The organism is Weizmannia sp. FSL W8-1119, assembly GCF_038008605.1.
GTDB lineage: Bacteria > Bacillota > Bacilli > Bacillales > Bacillaceae_C > Weizmannia > Weizmannia coagulans.
On the sequence record NZ_JBBOZL010000001.1, the window covers coordinates 1,605,291 to 1,624,572 of the forward strand.

The window sequence follows — 19,282 nt, forward strand, 5'->3', positions numbered from 1 at the left end:
TCCCCCTCTTATTTGCAAAAAATATGTTTGCCGATTCGTTTGATTTGCGGCCTTGACCAGATCCACTTGCTTGTTGCGGTCGCCGGATTAAAATAATACAGCGCATTGCCGGACGGATCCCAGCCGTTGATCGCATCGAGGACGGCTTTTTTTGCCGTATCATTCGGCGCAAGCCAGATTTGCCCGTCAGAAACACAGGTAAACGCACCCGGTTCGAAAATCACCCCAGAGATGGTGTTTGGAAAAGACGGGCTGTCAATACGGTTTAAGATCACAGCCGCCACGGCCACCTGCCCTTCATACGGTTCGCCGCGCGCCTCCCCGTAAACCGCTTGCGACAAAAGGCGGATATCGTTTTGCGAAAAGCCGTTTGGCACATTGGTTGCGGTTTGGGCGGATTTTTTGGCTGCCGTTTTCGGTGCCTGCTTTTTTGTGCCGCCGTAATACGTAAATTTTTTCCCGCTTGCAACCATGGACTTTACGTATGCCGCATCGTATTTTGACGCTTTGACGAGTTTCGCTTTGACGCCCGGGCCGGCGAGGCCGTCAACAGGCATTCCGTATGCCTTCTGGAAATTTCTTAAAGCCCAGTAAGTGCTGTAACCAAACACCCCGTCAATCGTTCCTTTATAGTAACCGATGTACTGCAGCCTCGCCTGCAGTTCAATCACATCATCCCCGACCGCTCCTTTTTGAATCACCTGATTCGAAAACGCCCGGGCCGTCTCACTTGTGCCAAAAGAAAGCAAGGCCAATACGGCACAAAGCAGCAACATGTATTTTAAGCGATTTTTTTCAATCATACCGCACCCCCCAAAAACTTTAAGCATTATCCGTAGTTTCTGGAGAAGGCGGCAATTTTATACAAGACATAAAAAAACAACCGGCGATTGATCCGGTTGTTTTGCCCATTATCATAATTGTTGTGTTCCTGCCGCATCCTGCGCAAAATGTTCGGCAGAAAGGCTGTGCGCCTGCTTTGCTTTTTTCAGGCCGAGCCACCAAAGCCCGAGCATAAACGGCACCATAAAATACAGCCATTTTTGCTGGGTGAGCATGATCCAGTCGTAAAACCCGTGCAGGATCACCGGCACCATAAAAGAAAAAAGGAACCAGCATTTTTTGCGCGGGGAGAATCTGGATTTTCCCATATAAAAGCCCATCATGACACCGAAAATGGCATGGCTTGATACAGGAAGAAGCGCACGCCCGAAAGCCAGGTCAACGCCGCCCGAAAAAAGCGATAAAATATTTTCGAGCGTGGCAAATCCGAGCGAGACGCTGACGCCGTAAACGATGCCGTCAAAAGGTTCATCAAATTCCCGGTTAAAAAACACAATAGCGGCCAAACACAGCCACTTGCAAAGTTCCTCCGGCAAAGCGGAATGGAGGAAAGCATGCCAGATGCTGCCCGAAAAGAGATGCTCCCGTTCGAGGATAAACTGCAAAAACATAACTGGCAGCGTGACAAGCGCACCGTATAAAAACGCTTTTGCAACAACAAGTATTGGCTCTGGCTCAAACTGGTCCCGCAAATAAAAATAGCATAGCAGGGCAAGTCCGGGGGCGATGCCGGCTGACAAAAGGGCAAGCATATCGAAACCTCGCTTTTTGCAAAAATCAAATGATCCGTGCCAAGTCATTTGTTTTCATCGTAACATGAAAAAGCCGGAAAAGAAATACTGCCCCCTGAAAAAACCTTTAATTTCCTTTTTGCAAGTGAGCCTCCCGTTTTTTGATCTCAGCGGCAATCACACCGCCATGGAAACGCCCGTTTTCAATAAAAATCTCATTGGCATTGTTTCCGGCAGCAAGCACGCCCGCAATAAAAATTCCTTCAACATTCGTTTCCATTGTCTCTTCTTTGTAATGTGGGCGACCTGTTTCCGGATCGACGCCCACTCCCATTTTCCGCAAAAACGAATGATCCGGATGATAACCGACCATCGCAAATACAAAATCATTCCGGATCTCTTTCACTTCTCCGCCCGCTTCGTATACAACGCTCTGTTCTTTAATTTCTTTCACGTGCGCCTGAAATTCCATTTTCACTTTCCCGTGGCGGATAAGCGAATCAAATTCCGGCAATATCCACGGTTTAATGCTTTCGGAATAATGATCGCCGCGGTACAGCACGGTCACGCGGGCGCCTGCCTTGTGAAGTTCAATGGCGGCGTCCACAGCCGAGTTTTTTCCGCCGATCACGCAAACATCGGTGTCAAAAAACGGATGGGCTTCTTTAAAATAATGGTACACTTTGTTTAAATCTTCCCCCGGGACATCCAGCCTGTTCGGATTGTCGTAATAGCCGGTTGCGATGACCACATAAGGCGTCTCATATTGGCCTTTTGTCGTCGTAACGATAAAGGTTCCGCGTTTCTTTTCGACACGGAGCGCTTCTTCAAACCGGCGGATGCGAAGAGCCTTCAGTTTCGCCACTTCGCGGTAGTATGTAAGCGCCTGATTGCGCTTCGGCTTTAAATTTTCGGTAATAAACGGCACATCGCCGATTGCAAGCCGGTCGCTTGAACTGAAAAAAGTCTGGTGCGTCGGATAACGGTAAATCGCATTGACGACATTTCCTTTTTCCAGTATAAGCGGATGTTTCCCGATTTCCTGCAGGCTGATTGCAGCAGCCAATCCGCAAGGGCCGCCGCCAATAATGATACAATCTTCTTTTCGCATGTTTGTCCACTCATCCTTTTTTCGTATCTGCCTTTTCGTTTTCATCCATTTATTTAAAAATCTCCCACCGTAACACGACAGGAGATTTCAGCCTTCTTCTTCTAAAACCTGTAAAGCCCCGTTTGCCGCCCGGCTGGAGCCGGCTTTCGGAAACTCTAAATCCAGCCTCTGAACCGCGAAGCTTCCGCCACTCTTCTTACACCGATCATATAAGCGGCAAGCCGCATGTTCACCCGGCGTGAGCGGGAAGTATTGTAGACCGTATTAAACGACTGGACAAGCACTTTTTCAAGTTTTTCTTCCACTTCTTCCTCCGTCCAGTAATACCCCTGGTTATTCTGTACCCATTCAAAATACGAAACCGTGACGCCCCCGGCAGATGCAAGCACATCCGGAACGAGCAGAATGCCGCGGTTGGTTAAAATTTCGGTTGCTTCAAGCGTTGTCGGGCCGTTTGCTGCTTCCACCACAATTTTCGCCCGGATATTATGGGCGTTTTCTTCTGTAATTTGGTTTTCAATGGCGGCCGGAACGAGAATATCGCAATCCAGTTCAAGCAATTCCTTGTTCGTAATCGTATTTTTAAACAGGGTTGTAACCGTCCCGAAACTGTCGCGGCGGTCGAGCAAATAGTCAATATCAAGGCCTTCCGGATCATGCAGCGCGCCGTATGCGTCGGATATGCCAATCACTTTTGCGCCCGCATCATGCATAAATTTTGCAAGGAAACTTCCGGCATTGCCGAACCCTTGAATGACAACCCTGGCGCCTTTTAAATCAATCCCTTTTTTTCTGGCCGCCTCGCGAATGCAGATGGTTACCCCTTTGGCCGTAGCGGATTCGCGGCCGTGCGAACCGCCAAGCACAAGCGGTTTTCCTGTGATAAAGCCCGGCGAATTAAATTCGTCGATCCGGCTGTATTCATCCATCATCCAGGCCATTATTTGCGAATTTGTAAACACGTCCGGTGCCGGAATGTCTTTCGTCGGACCGACAATCTGGCTGATCGCCCGGACATAGCCGCGGCTCAAATTCTCGAGCTCGCGGAAAGACATTTTCCGCGGATCGCAGATGATGCCGCCTTTTCCTCCCCCATACGGCAGATTCACAATGCCGCATTTTAGCGTCATCCATATAGACAAGGCTTTCACTTCATTTTCCGTCACATCCGGATGAAACCGGACGCCTCCTTTTGTCGGGCCGACAGCATCATTGTGCTGCGCGCGGTACCCCGTAAAAATCTTAACCGTACCATCATCCATTCTGACGGGAATTTTAACCGTTAACATACGGACCGGCTCTTTTAAAAGTTCGTATACTTCTTCAGGGTATCCAAGCTTTTCAAGAGCTTCGTGAATAATTGTCTGTGTCGATTTCAGCACATCTCGACTTGCTTCCATTGTTTGATGATCTGCGCCCTTTTCGGCTGCCATTATCGCAAACCTCCTAGATACGAAAGAAATATCTGCTATCAAATTTAGTATACAACGTTCCCCAGCAGATGAAAACCTGAAAAAACATGCCGGACGGTTACGGGAAATGCTTCAGAAGTTCCGCAAGTGCATTTTGCTCAAACACCGCGATCCCGTATTCCCGGACCATAAACGGGGAGATTTGCGCGCGCTCGCCGTATTCAAGAATAAGCGGCGCATTTTGGGTCCAAGGTTTTTGCAGCAAATAATACTGGTCTTCGAATATATAAAGGCTGCACGCGGAAATCCGGCCGATCTGGTTTAAAAAGCCCGCAAGCGCAATCATTTCCTCAATCGATGGAAAAAAGTAGGCTTCTTCCTGTTCCAAGTTTTCCGGGTCCACCCATTCGCCCGGATCCGCGTCGTCCGCTTCCCCTACTGTCAGAATAAACACCAATTCCTGGACATTAAAGGAATAGATTTCAATGGTCAGCATGTCGCTTTCGCCGACATGGTAAGCCTGATCCGCCAACTCCAGCATTTCTTCAAATAAATGATTCCAAATGGGCGAGTCGAGATCGTTTTCCATAATACCGCGTTCCGATAACTCTTCAAACGTAATGGAGTATTTAATTTTATTGGATGAAATCCGTTCCAGCTTCATTGATTTCCGCCCCCTGCATACGGATCTTACCTTATCGTATGCGGGAGGGGAAAGATGGTTCATGATGGCCGCCTGTTGCTTTCGATCGTAATCAAATGGGCTTCCGGTTTTGCGCAAAGCCTGAGCGGAACAAGCGTCGTGCCGTAACCGTTGCTTATGAGATGGATAACATTGCGCGCTTTTCTCACCCCGCCGCGCCTGTAGCGGCTGAGACCGAGAATGCGGATCTGCCCGCCGTGCGTATGGCCGCTCAGCATCACATCGATATCGTCCCATTCATGAAGCTGGTGGATCATTTTCGGGTTATGGCTGATTAAAATCCGGAGATCGTCCGGTTGCACCGATTGAAGCGCTTCATCAAGATTTTCATTTTCCGTCGTCAAATCATCCACGCCGATCAGCGCAATCCGTTTTTTTCCGTTTACGCATACAAAATCCGCCGCGTTGCGCAGCGTGCGGACGCCGGTTCTGGCAAAAACGGCCGCGAGCGCTTCGCCGTCCGCTTCATAATCATTATTTCCCCACACAAAAAATACCGGGCCAATTCTTTTCAGCAACCGCAAATTTTCTTCTGTTCTGGAAAGCGGAACCCCCTTTTCCAGCAAATCTCCCCCGATTACTGCAAACCGTGCTTTCCCTGTTGCCTCTTCCACCAGTCCGGGATCGATTTTGCGCCGGTGGATATCGGAAATAAAGAAAAAAGTGCACGGCTCCTCTCCGGCCGGATATTCATCAAGCAAAAACCGGTGCCGGACGAGCCGGTTTAACGATGCTTCATAGCGCATATACATCAATAAGACTATGCCAAGCAAAGAGGCAATCCATAAAAATGCAAACATACACGAGAGCTCCTGTTCCGCCGGGTCCTTGCCGGCACAAACGAAATTTTCTGCAATCCCTATTCGTATTATATCTTAATCACGCCAGATAGAAAGCATTCCGGCATTGTTTTTGACATAGCGGGAGAGAACCGCGCATAAAATGAAAAAGACTTTTAAATGTCAGGAGGACTGAGATGAAAAGCCATTATAAAACGTATCATCCCTTTATCGGGCCGTTTGACCCCTGCCCGCCGATAACTGAAAAAGTGTATTCCACCCCGCCGAATTTGTATTTAGGGTTCCAGCCCCCGAACCTTCCGCAATTTGCGCCGCAGGAAGCGTTGAGGCGCGGGACGCTTTGGAGGCCGCTTTATGACCCGTATTACAGCCCTTATGAACGGGCAAAGGAGGAAACCGATTGAAGCAGCTGCCAAAAGAGTATTATACAAGGCTTGAAGAACTGCAGGCCCTTGATTTTGCAATTGTGGAGCTGAACCTTTATTTGGATACCCATCCCGATGATCAGGCAGCGATCGAACAGTATAACACTTTTGTCCATGCCAGGAAAAAAGTCAAAAGAGCATTTGAAAAACAGTTCGGGCCGCTGACAAACTTCGGGCACAGCTATTCGCCAACGCCTTTCCAGTGGAAAGAGCCGCCGTGGCCATGGCAGGTATAAGCAAATAAAGGGGGAAAACGTTCATGTGGATCTATGAGAAAAAATTGCAATATCCCGTCCGGGTCTCAAGCTGTAACCCGAGACTTGCGAAACTTTTAATCGAACAATACGGCGGAGCGGACGGAGAGCTTGCGGCAGCGCTCCGGTATTTGAACCAGCGCTACACCATCCCGGATAAAGTGATGGGGCTTTTAAATGATATCGGTACGGAAGAACTGGCCCATCTTGAGATGATTGCGACGATGGTCTTAAAATTAACAAAAGATGCCACGCCGGACCAATTGATTGCTGCCGGCCTTGACGCGCATTATGTGGACCATGATAAGGCACTGCATTACCATAATGCCGCAGGGGCCCCATGGACAGCCACCTATATCCAGGCAAAAGGGGACCCGATTGCCGACATCTATGAAGACATTGCCGCCGAAGAAAAAGCGCGGGCTACGTATCAATGGATCATCAATTTAAGTGACGACCCCGACCTAAATGACGGGCTCCGCTTTTTAAGGGAGCGGGAGATTATCCACTCGCAGCGGTTCCGCGAAGCCGCGCAAATTTTAATGGAAGAAAGAGGCAGGAAAAAAGTTTTTTAGAAGATGCCGGAGCATCTTCTTTTTTTCGGCGGCTTTGAGTCCCCGTGCCTGTTTCCGGTGAATGGCTACTTGTTCTCGTGGTATAAATTAATATCAAACTCTTTTTGCATCATTTCGAATACAAGGTGGCGGTCCTTCCAGCTTTCCCCTTTCCATAAATCCTTGCTTTTATCAATAATTTCACAGCGGAGCGCATGGAATTCTTTTTCAGCCTTTTCCCGCTTGTCAAACAAGATTTTACTCATGCCCCAAAACGCGGCGGCCAAGAGCAAGAAAAACAGCTGAAACGGGCTTTCTGAAATGCCGGAGAAAACGGAGAACATGGAATCGGCATTTTCAAAAGAACGGTAAACATAGTAAGCCCATGCGCATGTGTAGAGCATGCTTGTCCAAAGAAAAACAAGATGCCGCATCCGAAGCCGGTCAAATTTTTTTTTGCGTTTGACGACACCCTGTAACATCTGCTTTGTCGCCGCATCTGTCCCTTTTAGCCCGGTGATGGACGGCTCCATATTGATCCCTCCCTCACTCTACTATATGCTGCAGGAGGCTGATCCATGACAAGCAGGCAGCTTGCCCTGTCCTGAAAATTTGCGCCTGCAGATTTTTCCCTTCTTGCGGCGCCATTTATCGCGGCATGGGCGTCTATCTGAAAAACAAAAAAGTATAACAGATGTAAACGGCAATCGGCACTAAAATAAAAATGACAGCCAACAGGTTCACAAGCGGCAACCTGGAACGGGATTCCTTTTCGGTATTTTTCCGCTTTTCTGCCCGCGAAACGGCCGCCGCCGTTTGTTTCTCCGTTTTTTCCTTTGCTTTGCCGGCCGGTTCAAGCTTTTGCCGCCGTTTTTCCATTTCAATGATATATTTTTCGTCTGACATGGCTTCCCCTTCCCCACATCCGGACTAAATCCTCTGTTTTTTGATGCGGATACCCAGTAAACAATCGATTGTAAAATGCATGATGATGACTGCCGGAAGATTTTCATGAGAAAGCGCATAAACGGCACCAATCCAAAAACTTAAAAGCAGCACATTCGCAATCAAATACCAGTGGCCAAAATACCGGATATGCATGAGTGCAAAAATAAGGCTTGCTGCCGGCAATCCAAAATGCGTCTGGATGACGCCCCGGAACAAGAGCTCTTCCGCCACCGCGATCAGCGCCGTTAAAGCAATAATGTCCGAAATTGAACGGGATTTAAAAATCCGCTCATTTACGCCCCCGTCATCATAATACGCTTTCGGGAGCCATTTCATGAGCAAAGTATCCGCCGCAACGACAGCGGCTCCGTTTAATAAACCATATGTACATTTCGCAAATGACAAGTGAAAGTGCTGAAAAAATGCTTCGCCATCCGGAAATAACAGAAATCCGAGCAAAGCGGCAGCAAACAGGAGAATCAGCTGCGTCAAAATTAAGTGAAAAGTAAGTTCCCGGTCTGTGAGTTCCTTGATCAAATCCGCCTGTTTTCTTCGCGCCATTTCTGTTCCCCTTTTCTGAATAGATCCTGCAAAAGCAATTCCCATGCAGGAACGGTTTCCAGGGTGCCCCCGCTTTTTTGATTGCTTTCATATAAGGCTGTTTCAAGGCCGCAAATGTCACAGCACGCTTCATTGCCTGCAGCGGGCGGTTCACCGAAATACCGTAAAATTTCCGAGCGGCGGCATGACGAAGACCGGACCATCTGCACCATTTCCTTTAACTTCCTTCGCTTGTACGCCATCCGCTCGTCCCGGATGGCTGCAACCTCCCGGATCCATGCTTCTTCCGGCAGGTTAAGCGCTCTGTGGTGCGCTAGGAACCGGAGTTGCGGTTCCGTGCATCCGAGCAGCGCCCCGGCTTCCTTCAGATCCCCTTTCCATCTGCTGAAAGCGGCCAATTGTGCGTCAGTCGGAAGTTCAGCCTCGATTAGCTGGAGAGGGAGCCGTTCATCCCCTTCCGTATACAAAAGGACGGCAATGCTCGGCAACCCGTCCCGCCCGGCTCTGCCGATTTCCTGCAGATAGGCTTCCATCTGCAACGGCAGGTGAAAATGGATGACAAAGCGGATATCTGCTTTGTCCACCCCCATGCCAAACGCGCTTGTCGCACAAATGATCCCGATCTGTCCGTAAATAAACTGCTGCTGGATCAAAATTCTTTGCTCCTGGTCAATGCCGCTGTGATAAGCGGCCGCTTCGGCAATCCCCTCCTGCCTTAACCGCGCCGCCATTTCCTCAGCCGCCTTTTTGCTTGAAAAATAGATGATACCGGGCTTCTGCAAGTTTTTCGCATAGGCAACTAGTTTTTCCTCTTTTTCGCGGTATGAAGGGATCCGGTCTATTTTGATGGCGATATTGGGCCTGTTGACAGAATAAATAAACCGGTTTGGGTCCTTTAAGCCGAGATACTTGCAAATATCGTCCCTCACCTGTTCTGTTGCTGTGGCGGTCAGGGCAAGGGTAAGCGGTGTGCCCAATTGTTTCCGGATTTCGCCAAGGTTTAAGTATTCCGGCCTGAAATCATGGCCCCATTGGGAAATACAATGCGCTTCATCGACTGCAAAGAGCGCAGTCCGGATTTGTTTTAATTTTCCGAGGACATGGCGGTTGTGCAGCATCTCCGGCGAAACAAAGATAAATTTGAAAGCACCCAGATGTGCAAGGGCGGCTTCCCGCTCCGGACCGGTTAAAAATGAATTTAACGCCACCACACTTTTTTCGCCGCGCATTTTCATCTGCTCTGTCTGGTCCTGCATGAGCGATAAAAGCGGGGAAACGATGACGCAGGATCCGTCCAGCAAATAGGCAGGCAACTGGTAGCATAAAGATTTTCCGGTACCGGTCGCAAGCATCGCCAGTGTATCTTTGCCGTCCAGCAGTGAACGGATGACTTCTTCCTGCCCCGCCCGGAATGCGCTGAAGCCGAATTTACTTTTCAAAAAGCTTAAAAGATCCACTGCGGCCCATCCTTTCTGCCAGTACAAGGCGAATATGGAAATACGGGACATCCCCTACTTTTTCTTTAATCGGTTTTAATTTCTTCGTATTTAAATCAGCGGCTGCCCGGATGATCTTTTGTTCTTCATCCTTTGGCACATACCGGTTCAGCGGAAAATCCGGGACCGTTAACGCGATTTCAATCAGATGGTCTTCAATTGTGCTTTGCTTTAACCCTCTCAGCGTGCTGATTTCCGCAATCGTTTTCCCTTGCTTCAAGAAGCCGAATGTCACCGAGGCAGACCGGGTCAGCGGCAGGGCCTTTTGCACATCATGAAGCATTTGGTATAAATACCAGAATGTTTCAGGATCTCCCAGGATGCGCCGGACCATAAAATGAAGCAAATGCAAATATCGATACCAGTACTCTACAGGATCAAGGTGCAGGGCGGAGGCAGCCTGCGTGATTGTATATCCGATCCGGCCCGCACCCGTCAACCGGAGGACAAAAATTTCAGGCTTTTCCGGCGGGCTGCCGGAAAACAGGCTGTAAAATTCACGATACAGATGCTCTGCTAAAGCAGTCCGGCTTTTTGCATGCTGTTTCAGCCAGTTTTTTGCCCAAGCCTGTAGAGCCGGGTCCCTTTGAACCGGATAATATACTTTATTTCCATACACTAAGTTGGATACGGCCTGGGTGATGAGGTTCAGCCTTTTCCAAAACAGATTTGCCGAATCCTGGTATTTCAAGCCGTCCAGGTAAGGAAACCGTTCTTCCATCCTGCCGGTTGCCAAAAGCAGGGCAGCACCTTTTTCTGTGACCACGCAGGCATCCGGGCCGCTTTTTTGCAGCAACCCGGCCTTTAAAAGGGCCTCTACTTCGCGTGTGAAAGCCTCACGGGAAATAAATGGAAACGTTTGAAAGAGCCTGCCAATCTTGAAAAAATGGGAATCCTGGATCGTCTGTGCTGATTTTTTGCCGTTTAATAGATGAAAAACAGCATAAGGGGTGCGTTCTCCATTCAGGTTGCTGAAGCAATCCAGCAATACAGCCTGTAAAAAAGGCATCTGAATCCTCTCCTGTTCTTTAGCTGAAAAAAGGGGAAAGTGCAAGGAAAAATCGGGGGTTGGTTCTATTTTAACATGGAAACCGGCGATTTGTTTACCATTTTTTCATTGATTCGACAGGTTTCACGAACTCCGCGGAGCCCGCTATTGAAATAAGAAAAAAAGAGTTTTAAAATGAAGGAGAAACATCGGCATGCCTCCTTGCGCATTACGAGGCTGCCCGTTTTTCTTTTCTGCCGTGATTGAACAGCGAGGAGGAATCAAAATGGCAAAGTTTACAATCGTAGACAAAGATACATGCATCGCTTGCGGCGCTTGTTCCGCCAGCGCTCCTGATATTTTCGACTATGATGATGAAGGGCTCTCTTTCGTCATTTTGGATGATAATAAAGGCATTGCGGAAGTCCCGGAAATATTGGAAGATGACCTGATGGATGCCTTTGAAGGATGCCCGACAGAATCGATTAAAGTTTCCGACAAGCCTTTTGATGGCGATCCGTTAAAATACGAATGAAAAAAAGCAGGCCGTTTGAGCCTGCTTTTTTTCATATTCTTTTTCCCCCAATGGCGGATGCTTTGTCAATCCAATTTTTCATTTTTGTAAACATGAGCATAAACAAAACCGTCACGATGAGGCCTTTCACAAGATTAAAAGGCAGCACGCCCGCCACAATATACGCTTTTACATTCCCGACCGAAAAGTTCATGAAGTACAGGTAAGCCGGTAAAATGACGAAATAATTTAAAATGCTCATACATACCGACATGGATACCGTGCCAGTGACTAGACCTACAGTCATGCCCTTTTTTGTCCGCATCCGTTTGTAAATGAGATATGTCGGCAGGACGAACAGCATCCCTGCAAAAAAGTTTGCCACATTTCCGATCGGTACCCCTGCTTCACTGCCGAGCGATAAATAATTCAGGATATTTTTGATCAGTTCCGCTACAACAGAAGCCATTGGCCCGTAAAGAAGGGCTGCCACCAATACCGGAATGTCGCTGAAATCCACTGTTAAAAACGATGGAAAAGGCGGAACCGGAAATTTAATAAACATCAGCATAAAAGCCAGAGCACTGAGCAACGCGACCGCAACGAATTGCTTTACATCCCATTTCTTCATTTAAACTTCCTCTCTCCTTGTGACCGATTTATCATCAAAGGAAGAAAGGTGCCGCGGACCAAAATGAAAAGCCCCTAACAAAATGTCGGGGGCTTTGTAATAGGCGAGTCCAAATAAGCGTTTAACACGTCATTAAACACTGGCAACCTTTATCTTCTCCCATCCAGACTATACTGTCGGTTTTGGAATTGCACCAAATCCTGCCGGAAATCCGGCTCGCGGACTGAAAGGCAACTGCCTTATCACCGCCGGTCGGGAATCTCACCCAGCCCCGAAGATAAATCGTATGAAATTTTGATTACAAGCTTATTATACATGCCGGCTGCCATTTTGTGAAGCATTCCGCACCACTTTCATTCATTTTTTATTTTCAGCACCTGGCCGGCCATAATCCGGTCCGACCGCAATTTGTTCCAGCTTTTCAGCCTGCCCACGCTCGTATGAAAATGGAGGGCAATGTTCCAGAGCGTGTCGCCTTTTTTCACAGTGTAAGCTCCAGGCTGAGGGACGGCGGAAGCATCAAAAACCCCGTAAGGATCATGGGCATTGGCGGAAACCGTCTGGCCCGGCGCGCCTGGTCCGAAGATCAAAAACGGGTCAATGGCGTTTTTCTTATCCGGCGTCCATGGCCCGTTATGCACTTCAAAATGAAGATGGATACCAGTTGAATGGCCGGTCGAACCCATATAGCCGACCACCTTTCCTTTTTCAACATGCTGCCCCGCTCTGACTGCCCTTCCGGCAAGATGGGCGTAAACCGTTTCATAACCGGACGGATGGCGGATAAAAACAACATGGCCGTAGGATGCGGACAAATAGGAACGGGTAACGGTACCTTCTTGGGCGCTGAATATTTTTGCGCGGTATCTTCCGGCAATATCAAGCCCTTTATGTGTGCCGTATCTTGTGTTAAATGTGTCGGAGATCGTCCCTGCCGCCGGAAAAATCCAGTCTTTTGTCGCTTCATGGATATCCGGCCCGGACGCGGACACGCCATTTGCCGAACAGGCAACCCCCAGGCATGCAGCTGCCAATGAAACGAAAAGGCATATTTTGATGTATGCCGGCAATTGATCCACCCCATTTTCGTTTTTTCAATTCCGTTTCAAGCAAAGCCATCTTCTAAGATGCGCAAAAAAACGGGAAAATATACAAAAAAAGGCAGACCCGGCGCAAAGGTCAGCCTTTTTTTGGAAGGAAAAATGAAAAGGTGGTCCCTTCCCCTAATTTGCTTTTGACAAAGATCCGGCCACCATGCCCTTCGACAATGTTTTTGGCAATCGCAAGGCCCAGCCCTGTTCCCGATTTGCCGCGCGTCCTTGCTTTATCCGCTTTGTAAAAGCGTTCAAATACAAACGGCAAATCCTCATCCGGAATACCGGATCCGTTGTCTTCGACGTGTACATATACGCCGCCGGGTGCTTCTTCCTCTTTTACTTTGACGTAACCGTTCGGGGAAGTATGCCGGAGGGCGTTATCAATTAAATTCGTCAGCACCTGTTCAATCCTGTCGGCATCGATTTCAAGGGTGAGATCGCTGTCCGAAGTCTCGCAAACGAGGCCGATTCCTTTTTCTTTCGCGATGCCGTTAAATTTATGTGTCACTCTTTCGATGAAACTGTTGAATGAGACCGGCTCCATTCTGAACGAAAAATGCCCTGCTTCCATTCTTGCCAGATCGAGCAGCTCATTGACAAGCCGGCCGATCCTGAGCGTTTCATCGTAAATGATTTTGGCAAATTCTTTCTTTTCTTCTTCACTTGCCGCAATATCATCAATGATCGCTTCGCTGTATCCCTGCAACATGGCAACCGGCGTCCGCAATTCGTGCGAAACGTTTGCGATAAAATCATCGCGCAGCTTATCCAGCTTCCGTTCTTCCGTCATATCGCGGATAATGGTGACAACGCCGCGGATCCGGGACAAATTATAAAGCGGGCTTGCAATCATAACATAGTACCGGCCGTTGATTTCAATTTCATCCGTCTGTTCTTTCTCCGTTTCGACCACTTTCGCAAGCAATGCGGACAGCCCTTCAGGAAGCGGGGCGTCTTTTGCAGCCTGGTTATGATACCAGTTTTGAAGAAACATCTCAGCCGGCGGGTTCATGATTAAAATGGCGCCGTCCCGGTTAAAGGTCAAAACACCGTCGGCCATGCTGCTTAAAATATTCCGCAGCTGCTCTTTTTCCTGCTTTAAGGCGTCCATATTAAATTTAAGCTGTCGCCCCATCGTATTAAAAGCGGTCGCCAGTTCCCCGATTTCATCACGGGTTAAAATCGGCACCTTTTTGTCAAAGCGCCCTTTTGCCACTTCAAAAGCCGCTTCCCGCATTTTATGCAACGGCCCGCCAATCCTTTTTGAAAGGAAGAAGGCAAAGCCGGTCGTTAAAATAATGGCAATGCCTGCACCGAGCAAAATGATTTTTGTCGTTTGCCGCGTCATTTCCTGGAGCACTTCCAATGACTGGTAAACAAATACCGCGCCCGGTTCTTCCCCCTTCACATGAAGCGGGACGGCCGTCACAATCACATGATGGTACTTATTGCGGGAAGACCCGCCGGAAGGGGTTAACTCTTTGATCACTTTCTTCTTTTCGCTAAACACTTTGGACAACTGCTTATCCCTTAAAATCGACGCGTACGGGATCCCTTTATATGATTTGGAACCGGACGGATAAAAGATATCATTTTTGCGGTAAACGATCATCACTTTCTCGTTTTGGTCCAGAACGCCGAGGGCAATTTCTTTCCCGATCTTTCCACTTGGGTGCTCCTCCATAACTCTCGAGATTTTTTGCGCCGTATTGGACAAATCCTGCTCAATCTGATTGATATGGTATTCTTCAAAAAACTTGAGCAACAGTACCGTCAGGATGAGCAAGACGCAGGCAACCATCAGCAGAATGGTCATCCACAGTTTCCCGACAACCGTCCGCCAAATTCTCATTCCGGCGCAACCTCAAATTTATACCCGACGCCCCAGACGGTAACGATCATTTTAGCCGCGTTTTCACTCACTTTATTCAATTTTTCCCGCAAGCGTTTGACATGCGTATCCACCGTACGGAGATCGCCGAAAAATTCATAATGCCATACTTCTTTTAAAAGCTGTTCGCGGTCAAACACTTTATCCGGAGATTTAGCGAGAAAATAAAGCAGCTCATACTCTTTCGGGGTCAGATTGACTTCTTTTCCGTCCGCTGTGACGCGGTGGGCATCATTGTCGATGGTAATATGTGGGAAAACGACAATGTCTTTTGCTTTCGTATCCGCGCTTAAGAAACCCGTTTGCAGCGACCGGCGGAGCAGGGCTTTCACCCGCAGCACCACTTCGCGCGGGCTGAACGGTTTTACAATATAATCATCCGCGCCGACTTCAAATCCTTCCACCCTGTTGGCTTCTTCGCCTTTGGCCGTCAGCATGATCACGGGCGTCATTTTCTTTTCGTGCAATTCCTGGCACACTTCAATGCCGTCTTTGCCCGGCATCATAATATCGAGCAAAATGCAGCTGTAGTCTTTTTCAAGCGCCATTTTCAAAGCGGTATCGCCGTCTTCCGCTTCATCAATCATGTAATTTTCCCTTTCCAAATACATTCGTAACAGGCGCCGGATCCTTTCTTCATCATCAACCACTAAAATTTTTACATCCTCATCCATGGCTATTCCTCCTCAGTCAATATCAGCCGCCTGCCCGGGCAAGATACATCCGCCGGTAAAATCCTTGCGGGTCCATGCAAGCCCCCGCATTACCGGGTGGGCCCTCCCGGGGGTGCGCAGGATTCAAAAGCTTACAAAATCAGGCATACGAATGCAGCCCGGCAATGACAAGATTTACTGCAATCAGGTTAAACAGAATAATGGCAAAGCCAATGACGGCCAGCCAGGCGGATTTTTCACCTTGCCAGCCTCTTGACATGCGCAAATGGAGAAAGGCGGCATAAAACAGCCACGTAACCAGTGCCCACACTTCTTTCGGGTCCCAGCTCCAAAATTTGCTCCAGGCAATTTGTGCCCAGATCATCGCAAAGATTAACGCGCCGAGTGTGAACACCGGAAATCCGATCAATACCGAGCGGTAGCCGATCTCATCCATTAAATCTAAATTTAGATTTTTGGTGAGCGGTTTTAACAGCGCGCCGATCCGCTTTCTGGCCGCCAACCGGACCAGCGCGTAAAGAATCATGCCGCTGAAAACAGACCAGAGGACCGTGTTCAGTTTGACGGCATTGATAAAGGCCGGCACGTAAAACCACGGCTTCATTCTCCCGGCTGTTAAAATTTCCCCGTCATGCGGCCCGATAACAGCCGGCATATGGTAGACGAGGGCATTTTCCCCCGTGTTTTTTGCCCCGTTGCGGTCAATCCAGCTGAAATCCACTTTGTAATGAAACAAGCCGAAAGCGGATTTTGCAACAATAAAACCGGCGATGCAAATTAAACAAAACATAACAAATTCCAGCCAAAAAGTCTGCCAGTTTGATTTTTGCTGATCGGTGCTTTTCACAAGGTAAATCAGCCCGGCAGCAAAACTGACAGCAAGAATGGCCTCCCCGGCAGCCGCCGTTGTCACATGAATCTGCAGCCAATAGCTCCTAAGAGACGGCACGAGCGGATTGATGTCTTTCGGGAACATGCTTGCATAGGCAATCAAAAGAAGCGCAACCGGCAAAGCAAACAGCCCGAGCACCGCACTCCTGTAAAGAAAATAAATGACCATAAATGCTCCAACAAGCATCATACCAAAAAAAGTAGTGAATTCAAATAAATTACTTACAGGGGCATGCCCGGATGCTATCCACCTTGTAATAAAATAACCAGCCTGGCAAATAAACCCTGCAGCCGTTGCGAAGATCGCAAAATTTCCCCACTTCGTTTTTTGCGGCCCGGCGCCGCCTGCCTGTCCCTTTTTCGGCGTGCGGATCGCGCCGCCGAACAGTAAAGTGCCGGTTAAATACAAAAGGAATGCGGCGAACAACAACCGGCTGCTTGTTTCGACCAGATTTTCCAATTTTCCCCCTCCTCATCCGATTGCACCTGTCTGTTTAAGCTGTATGGGCCTGTTGCGGATTCTTCCTTTCTTTTCTGTCAACAAGCGCTGGCATGCCGGATGCGCTGAGCACCCATTCCAGCTCCCTTTTCAGCCCGTACCAGTTTTTATTTGTATGGGCTGCCAAAAGCACGGCGCCTTTCTCCCGCTTCAGCCAAAAACGGCGGTGGTTCCAGTACGCGCCTTGAATGACCCCGATCATAAAGATCGCGCCGCCAACGGCCAGCACCCAGAGCGTCTCGTCTTTTCTTACGGCCAAAGCAGAAACATTCCGTGTTTCAAGCCCAGCAAAAGCCAACTTGTAGTCATTTTTTCCGAGCGGTTCTACGGTCTGGCGGATGGCAACAAAACTTTTTTCCCCTTTCGGATGTTCCGGCGAAATTAAACTGAAAAGAAAAGCAGGATTGTTTGGAATATACGAATCCGTTTGCGGCTCCCCGTTTTTGGCAAACCCCGTAAACGAAGGATAGTAGCCGAGCAGCTTGACTTTATAGCCGTTTCCGAGCGGGTATTCCGCCTTTGGATGGTACAGGTCAATTTTAAGTTTGCCGTATATTTTTTTATCCGACTTCTTCTCAAAAGCAAAAGACATCGCCTGGAATTCATCCAGCTTGTAATCCATTTGATATACGGCGTAATGCCCGAATTTCAAAGGCTTATTGACCTGGATGCGGTAGGATTTCACTTTTTTAAGCGGAGCATCTTCCCCTAAAACGCGCTTTTTCCCCTGCTTGTAAAGCACGGCATCCGTCTCAAAATTTTTCGCAACATTGCCGGCCTTATTCAGTGCCGGTTCAAAATTTTGATTGTCTTTCTTGCTGTAAACTTGCAGCTTGAATTGCTTGTTCAGCAGTACATACTGCCCGTTTGTGCCGGGGAGCACCGCTTTTTCTCCTTCCCTCACCCAGACCAATTCATCGACATACATGCCGGGAATAAAGCGGAGCATAGAGCCGCAAAGAAAGATGATCAATCCGATATGGTTGACGTACGGCCCCCAGCGGGAAAACCGGTTTTTCTCGGCAAATAAGTTCCCGCCTTCTTCACGGATTTTATAATGCTTCTCTTCAAGCCGGCGTTTGACCTGTGCATATGACGCATCATCGATGGCCCCTTCCTTTTTCACGTAAAGGCGCTGCCGCTTCAGAAACCCTTCGTGGCGCGCCGCTTTCTGGTTTGAAAGGGCGCGGCGCAGCGGGAGAAAGCGGTCAAGGCTGCAAATGACGAGCGAAACGCCGATCAGGGCAATTAAAAGCAGATACCACCAGGAATTGTACAGGTCATCAAATCCGAGCGTATACCAGAGCTTGCCGAACCAGCCGTACTGATCCTCGTAATAATCGGACGGGTCGGCATTGGAAGGGATATAGCCTGCCTGGGGCAGCACGGTGCCTAGGGCTGACGCAATTAACGTCAGGACAATCAGCCAGACGCCGGTTTTTACGGACGAAAAAAAATTCCAGATTTTATCCACCGGCGTTTTTTTATACACTTGCGACCTGCGCGCGCTCCCTTCATACCGCATATCATGGAGAACTGCCGCCTCCGCTTCTGCTGTCAGCGCTTTCCCGCACGACTCGCACAAAACGGTCCCGGGAGGATTCACATGTCCGCACTCACATTTTATATCCTTCATTGTCTCTCTCCTCGGTTATGGTTTGATCATATCCATCATGTCCTGAATGTCTTTTTTGGAGAGGTTTTGGTTTCCAATGATCACTTTTTTGACTTTCCCGTCCGGCCCGATCAAAAAGGTTGTCGGAAGGGGGTCGATGTGATACGCATGCTGGACATCACCGTTTTTATCAATCAGCACCGGGAACGTAAGCCCGTACTGTTTCACGAATTCGTCCACAAGAAAGCGCGTATTTTTTACGTGGACGGCAAGAATTTCCACGCCTTTTGGTTTATAGGACGAATAGAGTTCATTCATATAAGGCATTTCTTTCTTGCACGGCTCGCACCATGTCCCCCAAAAATTCAAAAGGACGCCTTTCCCTTTATAATCGGACAACCGGTACGTTTTCCCATTCAAATCTTTCAGGATAAAATCAGGGGCCTTATCCCCCGCTGCAAGCGCTCCCTGCGACTCCTTCGTCGCATTTGCATACAGTGTGTAACCGACAGCCAATATCAGAACAGCGAGAATCGAGGCGCGGAAAATGAGGCGTTTCTGTTTCGTTTGTGACATTGCTCCTCCCCCTGTCCAAAAGTGTCACACAACTCTCATACATTATAACATTTTTCTGTCCTTTTTCG

At 48.5% G+C, this 19,282-nt stretch carries 22 protein-coding genes and 1 riboswitch; of the genes, 4 read left to right on the forward strand and 18 right to left on the reverse strand.

All coding sequences use genetic code 11. The annotated features are described in order from the left end of the window. Positions 1–8: 8 nt before the first annotated feature. From sleB to NSQ19_RS07810, 6 genes are all read right to left on the reverse strand, one after another. Entirely contained in the window at positions 9–803 is a 795-nt protein-coding gene (sleB, locus tag NSQ19_RS07785) for a spore cortex-lytic enzyme (RefSeq protein WP_013859525.1), read from the reverse strand. A 111-nt stretch (positions 804–914) separates the two neighbouring features. Continuing rightward, positions 915–1,595 (reverse strand): glutamic-type intramembrane protease PrsW, encoded by a 681-nt coding sequence (gene prsW / locus NSQ19_RS07790; RefSeq protein ID WP_340702676.1) that lies wholly within the window; start codon positions 1,593–1,595, stop codon positions 915–917. A 106-nt stretch (positions 1,596–1,701) separates the two neighbouring features. Next, positions 1,702–2,685: a YpdA family putative bacillithiol disulfide reductase gene (locus NSQ19_RS07795; protein ID WP_029141306.1), complete on the reverse strand. Its 984-nt coding sequence runs from the start codon at positions 2,683–2,685 to the stop codon at positions 1,702–1,704. A gap of 155 nt (positions 2,686–2,840) precedes the next feature. Further along, entirely contained in the window at positions 2,841–4,118 is a 1,278-nt protein-coding gene (locus tag NSQ19_RS07800; protein ID WP_035184678.1) for a Glu/Leu/Phe/Val family dehydrogenase, read from the reverse strand. Between the two features lie 97 nt (positions 4,119–4,215). Then, positions 4,216–4,761, reverse strand: a complete 546-nt coding sequence (locus NSQ19_RS07805; protein ID WP_340702677.1) for an adaptor protein MecA — start codon at positions 4,759–4,761, stop codon at positions 4,216–4,218. Positions 4,762–4,820: 59 nt separating this feature from the next. Continuing rightward, positions 4,821–5,600, reverse strand: coding sequence for a metallophosphoesterase (locus NSQ19_RS07810; protein ID WP_019720961.1), 780 nt, complete (start codon positions 5,598–5,600; stop codon positions 4,821–4,823). 176 nt (positions 5,601–5,776) lie between these two features. Here NSQ19_RS07810 and NSQ19_RS07815 point away from each other — a divergent pair, with 176 nt between their 5' ends. Genes NSQ19_RS07815 through NSQ19_RS07825 form a run of 3 tightly spaced genes read left to right on the forward strand, consistent with a single transcriptional unit; the run spans position 5,777 to position 6,854 of the window. After that, positions 5,777–6,004: a spore coat associated protein CotJA gene (locus NSQ19_RS07815; RefSeq protein WP_019720962.1), complete on the forward strand. Its 228-nt coding sequence runs from the start codon at positions 5,777–5,779 to the stop codon at positions 6,002–6,004. After that, a complete protein-coding gene (locus NSQ19_RS07820; protein WP_017553600.1) occupies positions 6,001–6,261 on the forward strand; it encodes a spore coat protein CotJB in 261 nt (86 codons plus the stop codon). Before NSQ19_RS07815 ends, NSQ19_RS07820 begins: the two co-directional genes overlap by 4 nt. A gap of 23 nt (positions 6,262–6,284) precedes the next feature. Continuing rightward, on the forward strand, positions 6,285–6,854 hold the full coding sequence (locus NSQ19_RS07825; protein WP_133536043.1) for a manganese catalase family protein: 570 nt from the start codon (positions 6,285–6,287) through the stop codon (positions 6,852–6,854). 65 nt (positions 6,855–6,919) lie between these two features. Here the strand turns inward: NSQ19_RS07825 and NSQ19_RS07830 are convergent, their stop codons facing one another. The 5 genes from NSQ19_RS07830 to NSQ19_RS07850 all read right to left on the reverse strand — a co-directional run bounded on the left by NSQ19_RS07830 (position 6,920) and on the right by NSQ19_RS07850 (position 10,847). Beyond that, a complete protein-coding gene (locus NSQ19_RS07830; RefSeq protein ID WP_013859532.1) occupies positions 6,920–7,366 on the reverse strand; it encodes a YpbF family protein in 447 nt (148 codons plus the stop codon). A 133-nt stretch (positions 7,367–7,499) separates the two neighbouring features. Next, entirely contained in the window at positions 7,500–7,739 is a 240-nt protein-coding gene (locus NSQ19_RS07835; RefSeq protein ID WP_340702678.1) for a hypothetical protein, read from the reverse strand. Positions 7,740–7,763: 24 nt separating this feature from the next. Next, on the reverse strand, positions 7,764–8,342 hold the full coding sequence (locus NSQ19_RS07840; protein WP_017553602.1) for a CPBP family intramembrane glutamic endopeptidase: 579 nt from the start codon (positions 8,340–8,342) through the stop codon (positions 7,764–7,766). Next, entirely contained in the window at positions 8,315–9,799 is a 1,485-nt protein-coding gene (locus NSQ19_RS07845; RefSeq protein WP_207368214.1) for a RecQ family ATP-dependent DNA helicase, read from the reverse strand. Before NSQ19_RS07845 ends, NSQ19_RS07840 begins: the two co-directional genes overlap by 28 nt. Beyond that, positions 9,771–10,847 carry a helix-turn-helix domain-containing protein gene (locus NSQ19_RS07850; RefSeq protein WP_013859536.1) on the reverse strand — a complete coding sequence of 359 codons (1,077 nt, stop codon included), beginning with the start codon at positions 10,845–10,847 and terminating at the stop codon, positions 9,771–9,773. Before NSQ19_RS07850 ends, NSQ19_RS07845 begins: the two co-directional genes overlap by 29 nt. A gap of 265 nt (positions 10,848–11,112) precedes the next feature. On the opposite strand from NSQ19_RS07850, the gene NSQ19_RS07855 reads away from it, so the two are divergent. Then, positions 11,113–11,361 (forward strand): ferredoxin, encoded by a 249-nt coding sequence (locus tag NSQ19_RS07855; protein ID WP_013859537.1) that lies wholly within the window; start codon positions 11,113–11,115, stop codon positions 11,359–11,361. Positions 11,362–11,392: 31 nt separating this feature from the next. On the opposite strand, the gene NSQ19_RS07860 is transcribed toward NSQ19_RS07855, so the two are convergent. The 7 genes from NSQ19_RS07860 to resA form a co-directional block, all read right to left on the reverse strand. Further along, positions 11,393–11,971: an ECF transporter S component gene (locus tag NSQ19_RS07860; RefSeq protein WP_035188057.1), complete on the reverse strand. Its 579-nt coding sequence runs from the start codon at positions 11,969–11,971 to the stop codon at positions 11,393–11,395. Between the two features lie 147 nt (positions 11,972–12,118). Next, positions 12,119–12,254, reverse strand: a riboswitch (FMN riboswitch). 70 nt (positions 12,255–12,324) lie between these two features. Beyond that, positions 12,325–13,041 carry a peptidoglycan DD-metalloendopeptidase family protein gene (locus NSQ19_RS07865; protein ID WP_340702679.1) on the reverse strand — a complete coding sequence of 239 codons (717 nt, stop codon included), beginning with the start codon at positions 13,039–13,041 and terminating at the stop codon, positions 12,325–12,327. 109 nt (positions 13,042–13,150) lie between these two features. Continuing rightward, the gene (locus NSQ19_RS07870; protein ID WP_013859540.1) at positions 13,151–14,920 is read right to left on the reverse strand and encodes an ATP-binding protein; all 1,770 of its coding nucleotides are present in this window, start codon (positions 14,918–14,920) and stop codon (positions 13,151–13,153) included. Continuing rightward, entirely contained in the window at positions 14,917–15,633 is a 717-nt protein-coding gene (locus tag NSQ19_RS07875; RefSeq protein WP_019720476.1) for a response regulator transcription factor, read from the reverse strand. Before NSQ19_RS07875 ends, NSQ19_RS07870 begins: the two co-directional genes overlap by 4 nt. 139 nt (positions 15,634–15,772) lie before the next feature. Continuing rightward, entirely contained in the window at positions 15,773–16,975 is a 1,203-nt protein-coding gene (ccsB, locus tag NSQ19_RS07880) for a c-type cytochrome biogenesis protein CcsB (RefSeq protein ID WP_237349380.1), read from the reverse strand. Between the two features lie 43 nt (positions 16,976–17,018). Beyond that, positions 17,019–18,659 (reverse strand): cytochrome c biogenesis protein ResB, encoded by a 1,641-nt coding sequence (resB, locus tag NSQ19_RS07885; RefSeq protein WP_340702681.1) that lies wholly within the window; start codon positions 18,657–18,659, stop codon positions 17,019–17,021. Between the two features lie 15 nt (positions 18,660–18,674). Then, positions 18,675–19,214, reverse strand: coding sequence for a thiol-disulfide oxidoreductase ResA (resA, locus tag NSQ19_RS07890; RefSeq protein ID WP_017553609.1), 540 nt, complete (start codon positions 19,212–19,214; stop codon positions 18,675–18,677). Between the last annotated feature and the right edge of the window lie 68 nt (positions 19,215–19,282).